The organism is Polaromonas sp. P3_B1, from assembly GCF_056402935.1.
The window spans coordinates 64,303-74,025 of the sequence record NZ_JBFUGK010000026.1; the positions used below are offsets into that span (position 1 = coordinate 64,303).

General features: G+C 62.8%; 10 protein-coding genes and 1 tRNA gene. 7 read left to right on the plus strand and 4 right to left on the minus strand.

Translation table 11 applies throughout. The features are described 5' to 3' along the window. Window positions 1-18 precede the first annotated feature (18 nt). From AC1DXS_RS15940 to AC1DXS_RS15950, 3 genes are all read left to right on the plus strand, one after another. Window positions 19-111: transfer RNA gene (locus tag AC1DXS_RS15940), tRNA-Ser, on the plus strand. 299 nt (window positions 112-410) lie between these two features. Then, window positions 411-1,106 (plus strand): hypothetical protein, encoded by a 696-nt coding sequence (locus AC1DXS_RS15945; protein ID WP_477738456.1) that lies wholly within the window; start codon window positions 411-413, stop codon window positions 1,104-1,106. Window positions 1,107-1,435: 329 nt separating this feature from the next. Beyond that, on the plus strand, window positions 1,436-1,984 hold the full coding sequence (locus AC1DXS_RS15950) for a DUF4145 domain-containing protein (protein ID WP_477738457.1): 549 nt from the start codon (window positions 1,436-1,438) through the stop codon (window positions 1,982-1,984). Window positions 1,985-2,105: 121 nt separating this feature from the next. Here AC1DXS_RS15950 and bla read toward each other — a convergent pair whose 3' ends face one another. Next, entirely contained in the window at window positions 2,106-2,999 is an 894-nt protein-coding gene (gene bla / locus AC1DXS_RS15955) for a class A beta-lactamase (protein ID WP_477738458.1), read from the minus strand. Between the two features lie 111 nt (window positions 3,000-3,110). Here bla and AC1DXS_RS15960 point away from each other — a divergent pair, with 111 nt between their 5' ends. Continuing rightward, complete coding sequence (locus AC1DXS_RS15960; RefSeq protein WP_477738459.1) at window positions 3,111-3,974, plus strand: LysR substrate-binding domain-containing protein; 864 nt, start codon at window positions 3,111-3,113, stop codon at window positions 3,972-3,974. Window positions 3,975-3,991: 17 nt separating this feature from the next. Here AC1DXS_RS15960 and AC1DXS_RS15965 read toward each other — a convergent pair whose 3' ends face one another. Then, the gene (locus AC1DXS_RS15965; protein WP_477738460.1) at window positions 3,992-4,387 is read right to left on the minus strand and encodes a response regulator; all 396 of its coding nucleotides are present in this window, start codon (window positions 4,385-4,387) and stop codon (window positions 3,992-3,994) included. Between the two features lie 204 nt (window positions 4,388-4,591). On the opposite strand from AC1DXS_RS15965, the gene AC1DXS_RS15970 reads away from it, so the two are divergent. Then, window positions 4,592-5,491: a LysR family transcriptional regulator gene (locus AC1DXS_RS15970; protein WP_477738461.1), complete on the plus strand. Its 900-nt coding sequence runs from the start codon at window positions 4,592-4,594 to the stop codon at window positions 5,489-5,491. A gap of 124 nt (window positions 5,492-5,615) precedes the next feature. On the opposite strand, the gene AC1DXS_RS15975 is transcribed toward AC1DXS_RS15970, so the two are convergent. Then, entirely contained in the window at window positions 5,616-6,827 is a 1,212-nt protein-coding gene (locus AC1DXS_RS15975) for a D-amino acid dehydrogenase (protein ID WP_477738462.1), read from the minus strand. Between the two features lie 270 nt (window positions 6,828-7,097). Between AC1DXS_RS15975 and AC1DXS_RS15980 the strand changes: the two genes are divergently transcribed. Continuing rightward, window positions 7,098-7,991 (plus strand): transporter substrate-binding domain-containing protein, encoded by an 894-nt coding sequence (locus AC1DXS_RS15980; RefSeq protein ID WP_477738463.1) that lies wholly within the window; start codon window positions 7,098-7,100, stop codon window positions 7,989-7,991. Between the two features lie 181 nt (window positions 7,992-8,172). Then, on the plus strand, window positions 8,173-8,910 hold the full coding sequence (locus tag AC1DXS_RS15985) for an aspartate/glutamate racemase family protein (protein WP_477738464.1): 738 nt from the start codon (window positions 8,173-8,175) through the stop codon (window positions 8,908-8,910). 7 nt (window positions 8,911-8,917) lie between these two features. Here the strand turns inward: AC1DXS_RS15985 and AC1DXS_RS15990 are convergent, their stop codons facing one another. After that, the gene (locus AC1DXS_RS15990) at window positions 8,918-9,319 is read right to left on the minus strand and encodes an RNA-binding S4 domain-containing protein (protein ID WP_477738465.1); all 402 of its coding nucleotides are present in this window, start codon (window positions 9,317-9,319) and stop codon (window positions 8,918-8,920) included. Window positions 9,320-9,723: the final 404 nt, after the last annotated feature.

Consider the following 9,723-nt stretch of genomic DNA (forward strand, 5'->3'; position numbering starts at 1 on the left):
TGAGATAATCGATTTATTGGAAACGTGACCGAGTGGCCGAAGGTGCTCCCCTGCTAAGGGAGTATGGGGTGTAGAGCCTCATCGAGGGTTCGAATCCCTCCGTTTCCGCCAAAACTGCCGACTCTCTCCGCAAGGAGGAGTCGGTTTTTTTATGCCCTGCGCCATCAGCCGCCGCGCCTGACTCCAGGCAAAGGCTTGGGGGCAAAGTTCGCCAGCAGCCTTGATTTCCCCGGCCTCGCAACCTCTGTGCGTGTCGTCTGGCCGTGCCGTCCGTTCTACTGTGGATAGAGTCGTGGGTAAAGAATAGGCGCAGCGAGAACAAGGCATGATGGAGCCTCATCATTCCATCGAGCTGACTTCCAACGGGCTGTACCCGCCAGTCGCAGCTCCTGACAAACATTAGGCTGCACATGGACCCAGGGGATATTCTGCAAAGAGGGCGTACGAACGCATCTGAAGGGCGGCACGAACAGGCGCTGGCGGACTATTTATGGTTCCACAAGAACGCGTTGAAACACAAGCGGGCGTACTACGGCGTCAGACTTTCTTTTGCGCTGGGGTATTGGAAAGAGCTCTCAGACGTCTATCCACCCGCCGCTGCTGCCATGAAGGCGGTCAGGGACGAAACTGCTGCTGCATTGCTGAAGGCTGGTGGCAATACCCGTACTCTTTTTCACGATGTGGTGGCGATCGACCACGAATTGGGGCGCAGCCCGGAGACCTACAGGCTGTTCCTTTCCTTGATGAAGAAGAATCCTGATCAAGCAAAAAAATGCGCGGACCTGGCGCTTCCGAGCATCATCGAAGCCGGGGACTATCAACTCGCCAAGAAATTTTTGCTCCATCCGGAAGACTATCTGCTGTACAAAAGTGAGCGCCTGAACGAGAGCTTGGGGCGCAAGGACCTGCCGCGCAGAAGAGCGTTGGCAGAACTTGATGCATTCGTGCATATCTACTGCAAGGACGTCAAACTGCTTCTGCGTGTGTTGGAAGGCGTTGGCGAGAAGGCGTGGCGTTGCGCTGCGTTGGAGTGGGCCATAGCACTGGTCGGGCCGCGAAAGGCTCGTTCCATGGTTGCCCTTCAGTTAACACTTCACGACGCCTAAAGGGAAGTGTTTGTGGCGCTGCCACTCACACTGGGACGAGGTCTTGTGGGGGATTCAGCGGTTACCGGGGTAGCCCGTTTTTTCACGGCGCAGGCCTGGCGCCCACAGCCGACGTGACGCAAAGCGCAGCGACTGGCACCAAAGGGTGCGGCTAGGCCGGGTTACCGATAACCGAAGTGGCCAGGCGCATTGCATAGGGGAACTTGCCCCTACACTTGCGAAAAAAGGCGTGTCGCGCTCGACACTTAATAAGAGTAAGAGGGCCACCACCTAAAGACGATTTCAGTTAGTTCTGCGTATGTATTCAAACGACATCTGAGGAGATTCGAATGTCTTGGGTTAACTCTACAGCTCTGAATCCACGAAAGTTCGTCTGCGGGTATTGTGGTAATTTGATCTCTTCGGTGGTTGGTTTCAACCACGCCTCGGGGAGGCAGCAAATATACGTATGTCCTCATTGTGACCGTCCGGTGTACTTCAATGAGAGTCAAGTTGCTATGCCTGGTGTCGCATTTGGCAGTGATGTTGCGCATCTTCCGCCCGCCATCGAGGCACTTTACAAGGAGGCTAGAACTTGCACTTCCTCTGCTGCGTATACGGCAAGCGTTTTGCTCTCTAGAAAGTTACTCATGAACATTGGGGTTGCCCAAGGTGCCGACGCGGGTAAACCTTTTATTTTTTATGTTGAGTATTTGGCGGCCAATGGCTATGTCCCGCCGAATGGCAAGGGTTGGGTGGACCATATTCGAAAGAAGGGCAATGAAGCTACTCATGAGATCGTGCTGATGAGCGATAGCGATGCGAAAGACTTGATTGCTTTTGCTGAAATGTTACTGAAGTTCATTTATGAATTTCCGAGCAGAATCCCAGCTCCATGAGTCGTCTACAGCTGGAAAAGAGCAGTTGAAGTGGGTGCGATCAAAAGATTTTGCGCTGTCCGTTGGCCTAGTAAAACCCATTTCACGCTGCTGATATGAGTGCCGAAGCGTCGTGCAATAGCTACAAAGCCGCCGCAAGCTGCCCCACCTGCGCCAGCGCGGCATCGCGCTGCGCCGCCGGCTGTTGTGTGCCGGTAAGGTAGGCCGCCACCAGCAAAGGCGCACGCCCACCAGGCGGCCAGATCAGGCCCACGTCGTTGGTCGAGCCGTGGGCCCCGCTGCCAGTCTTGTCGCCGACACGCCAGCCTGGCGGCAGCAGTGCGCGCAGGCGGCGGTCGCCGGTGGTGTTGGTTTGCAGCCATTGGACGAGTAACTCGCGCGATGCGTCTGACAGCGCCGAGCCCAGCGTGAGTTTGTGCACCGTGGCCAGCATGGCGTCCGGTGTCGTGGTGTCGCGAACGTCGCCGGGCGCCGATTCATTGAGTTCGGGCTCCGTGCGGTCCAGCCGTGTCGTCTTGTCGCCCAGGCTGCGCAGGTAGGCCGTGAGCCCGGCCGGGCCGCCGAAGCTGGCCAGCATCAGGTTGGCGGCGGCGTTATCGCTGACGATGATGGATGCCTCGCACAGCGCGGCCATGGGCAGGCCTTGCGGGCCTATGTGCTGCTGTGTGGTGGGCGAGTGGGGCAGGATGTCGCCGGCCGAGATGGGAATTCTTCGGTCCAGCTGCTCCTGGCCGGTATCGACGCGATGCAGCACCAGGGCGGCCGCCAGCAGCTTGAAGGTGCTGCACATCGGAAAGCGTTCGCCGGCGCGGTAGACGTATTTCGCGCCGCTGCCGGTGTCGAGTATGGAAACGCCCAGCCGGCCGCCGCTGGTTTTCTCTATGGCCGCCAGGCGCTGGGTGATGGATGCCGGATCCGGTCTATCGCCGGCACCCAATGATTTCTGGGTGTAACTGAGCAGTCCGCCCCCGACCACCAGTCCGCCCAGGGCGCCTGAAAAGTGCCGTCTCTGCATGTGTTTTCCTCTGAAGTTGTTGAACATGGCCGTGACAATAACAAGAGCCTGGCGATCCAACAAACGGCAATAATCAAGGTTATCCATAAGTAAATCTGGGGCTTAACCGCTATGCACCTTCCTCTCAATGCCCTGCGCGCCTTTGAGGTCTCGGCCCGGCACCTGAGCTTCACGCGGGCGGCCGACGAGCTCAACGTGACGCAAACCGCCATCAGCCAGCATGTGAAGAACCTGGAGGAGCGCATGGGTGTGCCGCTGTTCTGCCGCTTGCCGCGCGGACTGGCCTTGACCGATGAGGGGCTGGCCTTGTTGCCGGTGCTGGCGGAATCCTTCGGCCGCATGGGCTCGGTGCTGGAGYAGTTCAAGGACGGGCAATTCCGCGAAGTGCTGACGGTGGGCGCCGTCGGCACCTTCGCCGTCGGCTGGCTGATTCCGCGCCTGCGGGATTTCCAGCGTGCCCATCCCTTCATCGACTTCCGCCTCTTCACGAACAACAACCGCGTCGACCTGGCCGGCGAGGGCCTGGACTATGCGATCCGCTTTGGCGACGGCGCCTGGCATGGCACCGAGGCTGAGCCCTTGCTGGTGTCGCCGTTGTCGGCCATGTGCGCGCCCGCGGTGGCCCGCGGCCTGCGCGAGCCGGCCGACCTGGCCAGGGAGCTGCTGCTGCGCTCTTACAGGGCCGATGAATGGGCGCGTTGGTTTGCCGCGGCAGGTGTGGCCTGCCCAGTGGTCAGGGGCGTGGTGTTTGATTCTTCGCTGACCATGGCCGAGGCGGCCGCGCAGGGAGCCGGCGTAGCGCTGCTGCCGGTGAACATGTTCGCGCGGGAGTTGCAGGGCGGTCGCCTGGTGCGGCCCTTCGCGGTCGAAATAGAGACCGGAGCGTACTGGCTGACCCGGCTCAAATCGCGGCGGGCCACGGCCGGTATGCGCATCTTCAGGGACTGGTTGCTGGCCGCGACGGCGGCCGTGTGATCACGGGCGCGGTGGCTTTACCACTGTGTGGAGCCTGCGGCCCGCTCGACTTCCTCGAGCGCATAGCGGGTGAACTCGTCAATCTCGTTGGACTTGTCGAACACCGCGTCGGCGCCTATGGCCAGGCAGCGTTCGCGCACGGCGGGTGTGGCGTAGTTGGTGAGGACTATGACCTTTTGCTTCAGGTCTCTTTCGCGGCAATTCATCACCACGCCCAGGCCGCTGCCTTCGAGCAGGAACAGGTCGACGATTGCGAGGTCCCAGGAGGACTTGTTCTCGTTCAGCCACTGGACCGCTTCGCTTTCCTTGCTGGCCCAGCCCACGATGCGTGCGCGAGCCAGTTCCTCCAGCGATTCCGCGAGACTGTCGCGGATGACGGGGCTGTCTTCAACCAGGTAGATTCTGAGGCGCATGCAGCTTGGGGTAACGGGGATTCGGGTCCGGCGGAATATGCCGCAGTTTACTGAGCGAAGGCGTATTTCTGACTCGGGAAAAACGTGGACTTACGATTATGAAACAAAGCGTGAAAAAATCCCCGGGCCGCGCGACCTTCGTGCCTTGGACCGGTTCGCCATAATTCGCGGTGTTCCACGCCGAAACAGACTACGGACCCCATCATGCGCCTGCGCCATATCGAAGTCTTCAACGCCGTCATGTTGACAGGCAGCGTGAGCGGGGCCGCCCGCCTGATCAACGTCACGCAGCCGGCCGTGAGCCGCATCCTGCAGCATGCGGAGCTGCAACTGGGCTTTGCGTTGTTCCAGCGCAGCAAGGGCCGGCTGATACCGACGTCTGAAGCGCTCACGCTGTACCCGCACATCGAGCGCCTGTTCGCCCAGCTCGACGAAGTGCAGCGCCTGGCCGCCAACCTCAAGACCGGCGACAGCGCCAGGGAGCTGCGCATCCTCACGGTGCTGGCGCTGAGCTATGAGGTGTTGCCGCGCGCCATCAAGCTGTTTCGCGTCAAGCATGCCGACGTGGCCATCACGCTGCAGGCGCTGCACTCACCGCAAATCGTTTCAGCCCTGGCCTTGCAGGAAGCCGATGTCGGTTTTCTGTTCAGCCCGGTCGCGCATTCGGCGCTTGCGCAGGAGCACCTGGCCGACGGCCGTATGGTGTGCGTGGCGCCCAAGGGCATGCTGGCTTCGCGCCTGGTCAAGCGCGGCAGCGTCACGCTGGACGACCTGAGCAAGTCGCCTGTTGTCGGTCTGGATGCGCTGGACCCGGTGGGCCGCAGCCTCAACCAGGCCTGCCGCGAAGCCGGCGTGGGGCTGCAGTTCCCCATCACCGTACAGACCTACCACTCGGCATTGGCTTTGGCTCACCATGGGCTCGGCATTGCCGTCATCGACACCTGCACCGCAGCCTCGGCCGACCTGGCGCGTGTGGACGTGCTGGAACTGGAGCCGCTGATCCCCGTGCCCATCAAGGCCTTGCTGCCGGCCGGCAGGCCCGGTTCGGTGGTGGTGAGGGCGTTTGTGCGCTGCTTCCAGCAGGCTTTGACGCAGCGCGCCTGAAATTCCCAGGTGCGGCTTGCTGGTTTCTTCGCAAGAAACAGCGCGGAACCGGCTTTGCCGGGCCGCTGCTGTTGCCCTCTGCGGGGGGATCCGGCGACACGAAGTAAGCCGAGAAGGGGGTGACTCACCTCGCGATCATGCGGCTGATGCGCTGCGCCGAACCAAAGGCCAAGGTAAAGCCCAGCGCGCCGTGGCCGGTGTTGAACAGCAGGTTGTCGGGCCCCTTGGCGTGCCGGCCTATCACCGGCAAGCCGGTGGGCGTGGCCGGGCGCATGCCGGCCCAGGGGTTCAGGGCGTCAAAGCGGCTGCAGCCTGGAAAGACGGTCTGCGTCGACGCTTTTAGCGAGGCGATCTGCGCCGGGTCTATCGCCGTGTTGTAGCCCGAGAGTTCGGCCATGCCGGCCACGCGCAGGCGCGAGCCTATGCGGGCGAACACCACCTTGCGCGCGCTGTCGGTTACGCTGACGGCCGGCGCCGCACGCGATTCGGGCGCGATGTCCACCGTGATGCTGTAGCCTTTGAGCGGGTAGACCGGCAGGTGCAGGTCCAGGCCTTGCGCCATCAGGGCTGAATCCGCTCCCAGCGCCATGACAAAGCGGTCGGCCTCGACGTGCCCTTGCGGCGTGGCCACGGCGGCAATGGACTTGCCGCGTTGCACCAACCGCTCCACGGGCGTGCCCAGCAGGAAGCGCACGCCCATACGGCGCAGCACCACGAGCAGCGCGTCGCAGGTCTTCTGGCAGTCCGCGGCGCATTCGCCCGGTGTGTAGATGGCGCCTGCGATCTGCGCATGCCGGCTCTTGAGCGCGGGCTCGATTTCCACGCAGCGGTCGGCGCTGACGGCTTCCTGGCTGCTGCCCAGTTCGCGCTGCAGCAGCATCTGCCGCTGGGCAGCCGCGAAGGCGGCCTCGTCCGAATAGAGCACCAGCTTGCCGGTGGCGGATAAATCGTTGTCGAGTTTTTCCTCGGCCATCATGGCGTCGAAGGACTGGCGGCTCAGCGCCGCCAGCGACAGCAACTGGCCCGTGGTATCGCGCGAGGTCTTGCTGTTGCACGCGGCCAGGAAGCGCAGGCCCCACAGCCACTGCCGCATGTCCAGGCGCGGGCGCAGCTTGAGCGGCGAGGAGGGCGACAGCAGCAGCTTGGGCAACTGCCGCCAGATGGCCGGGTCGGCCAGCGGCTGGACGTAGGAATAGCTCAGTTGGGCGCCGTTGCCGCCGCTGGCGCCGCTGCCGGGGCTGGCGCGGTCTACCACCGTGACCTCGTAGCCGGCGCGGCGCAAGCTGTAGGCGGTGGCGAGGCCCACGATTCCCGCACCGAGCACGCACACATGCATAAAAACCCTTGGTTGTTTCTCGAATGAGCGCGACTTTACGCAAGGCGTGTGCGTTTGAACAATGCCGAATTCACAAAGGCCATGACCTGCGGTTATGCCTTTGGTGCGCGCTCGGAGGCCATGGTGGTGCGCTTGGGTAAACCATGAGTTTTGGTCATGGGTTTGACGCGAAAATGAATGACACGCCGGGCGCTGCAGTTCCTACACTAGCGGTGCCTGCTTACCCCGGCTTCCCGAAACGACCAACCCACCGCCCCCGAAAGGACACGCATGAAATTCTCGACACTCATGAGCGCCGCGCTGCTGACAGCCGGCCTGGCCGCCACCGCAGGTGCGCAGACCGTGCCGACGCTGAAAAAGGTCGCCGACAGCAACAAGATCACGGTGTCTTATCGCGAGGCATCGGTGCCTTTCAGCTACCTGATCGGCTCCAAGACCTCGGTGGGTTTTTCGGCGGAACTGACCGAAGCCATCGTTGACGACGTCCGCAAGAAGCTCAAGAAGCCCAACCTGGAAGTCGCCTACATGCCCGTGACTTCGCAGAACCGCATCCCGCTGCTGGTCAACGGCACGTATGACCTCGAGTGCGGCTCGACCACCAACAACTCCGCGCGCGGCAAGGACGTGGCGTTTGCCATCAACCATTTCTACACCGGCACGCGCCTGCTGGTGAAAAAATCGTCCGGCATCAAGAACTACGCCGACCTGGCCAAAAAGACGGTGGCCAGCACCACCGGTACCACCAATGCGCAGGTGATCCGCAAGTACAGCGCCGACAAGAAGCTGGACATGCAGTTGATCCTGGGCAAGGACCATGACGATTCGCTGCTGCTCGTCGAGAGCGACCGCGCGCTGGCTTTTGCCATGGACGACATCCTGCTGTTCGGCCTGATGGCCAACTCCAAGAACCCTGCGTCGCTGGAAGTCGTCGGCGACTCCCTGCAGGTCGAGCCCTATGCCTGCATGCTGCGCAAGGACGACCCGGAGTTCAAGAAGCTGGTCGACGGCACCATCACCCGCCTGATCAAGTCCGGCGAGTTCACCAAGATGTACGCCAAGTGGTTCACTTCGCCGATCCCTCCCAAGGGCGTGAACCTGAACCTGCCCATGAGCGAAGAGCTCAAGGCCAACCTGAAGGCGCTGAGCGACAAGCCGGCGCTGTAAGCCACACGGGGAGCGCCGCGCGCCGCTCCCCGTTGACGGCTTCAAGCCGTCCTGCCGCCAGCCTCATGGAGGACGGCGGTTCTTCCCCCCAACAACACGGTACGGCCGATGCCCTGAGCACAGGCGGCTGGCGTTCGCCTGGATTTTGCTTTCCGGGCCCGCACACACAGAAAGACGTGACATGAGCAGAACTCGCGTGGTCGGCATCCTGGGCGGCATGGGCCCTGCCGCAGGCGCGGATTTCGCGCGCCTGTTTGTCCAGGCCTGCGCCGATCACATGCGCAGCTTGAATATTCCGGTGACGGACCAGGGATTTCCCGAGCACTGGCTGGCCCAGGTGCCGGTTCCCGACCGCAGCGCGGCGCTGGAGCTGCCCGGGCCTGGCGGCCACCAGCCGCTGGACCCCATGCTGCAGGCCATGGGCAAGCTGGCGGCGCTGGGCGCCACCACGGTCGCGGTGGCCTGCAACACGGCCCATGCCTGGCACGGCCAGCTGCAGGAGCGATTTCCGCAGCTTGAAGTGCTGCACGTGGCGCGAGAGGTGGCGCAGACGCTGGCCGCGCGCGGCGTGCGCGAAGTAGGGCTGCTGGCGACCGAAGGGACTTACCGCGCCGGCCTTTACGACCAGGCGCTGCGCCAGGCCGGCCTGCAATGCCACACGCCTGGGGACGGCGAACGTGAACGCCTGATGCATGGCATTTACGAGGGTGTGAAGATGGGAAACATGGCCCTGGCGCGTGAATGCTTCACGGGCGTGGCMGAAGCGCTGGCCGCGCGGCATGGGCTTTCGACGCTGATCCTGGGCTGCACCGAGATACCGCTGGCGCTCAGCGCGGTGCCCGGCATGGAGTCGCTGGACCTGGTGGACCCGGCCGCATTGCTGGCGCAGGCTTTGGCGCAGCGGGCCTACGCGGCTTGAGCGGCTCTTAGTCGGCCGACGCGCTCCAGCGATCGTTCCAGGCCTTGTCCAGCGTGCGGCGGTCGCGTTTGGTCGGCCTGCCGTGCTCCTGCGCGCCGGCCGGGTCGCTCGCCAGGCGGCGCTGTTCGGTCGCCTCGGCCTTCAGGCGCAGGCTTTCCTCGGTTTCTTCATAGAGCTGTTGCGCCACCGGCGCCGCACCGCGTTGTTTGCTGATGCCGCGTACCAGCAGTGTGCGCGTCACCGGGCCTTGCCGCAGGGTGATGGTGTCGCCGGTTTTGACTTCGCGCGCGGGCTTGGCTTCGATGCCGTTGACCTTGACCCGTCCCTTGTCGATCTCCTCGACGGCGAGCGCGCGGGTTTTGTAAAAGCGGGCCGCCCACAGCCATTTGTCGATACGCAATTTATCCATTGGCCGCTATTTTGGACCAAGGCGGAATGCCCTAGGGCCTGTTAACACTATGTTTGCAAATGCGAATGGGGTRAAAACGGCGCCAATCAAGGCGCGCGACGAYGCCCAGACCGGGCGTCTGGGCTAGAAGCGCAACGCGGAGTGGCGCCGTTTTCACCCCATTCCCTCCGGGTTGCGATCAAAAAGGCCTTGCGCGGCGTTGCAAAGCCTCGGCGGGGGTCACCCCGCCTGCGTTTTGCGCCTTGCTCAAGGCCTTTTTGACTCGCAACGCATCTTGCAAACATAGTGTTAACAGGCCCTAGCCGCTTGCGTGGGTGGTTCAAGCAATGGGCAGTCGGACCACCGCGTCCAGCCCGGTCACCTGGCCGTGCACGACGCGGTTTTCCAGCGTGATGCTGCCGTGC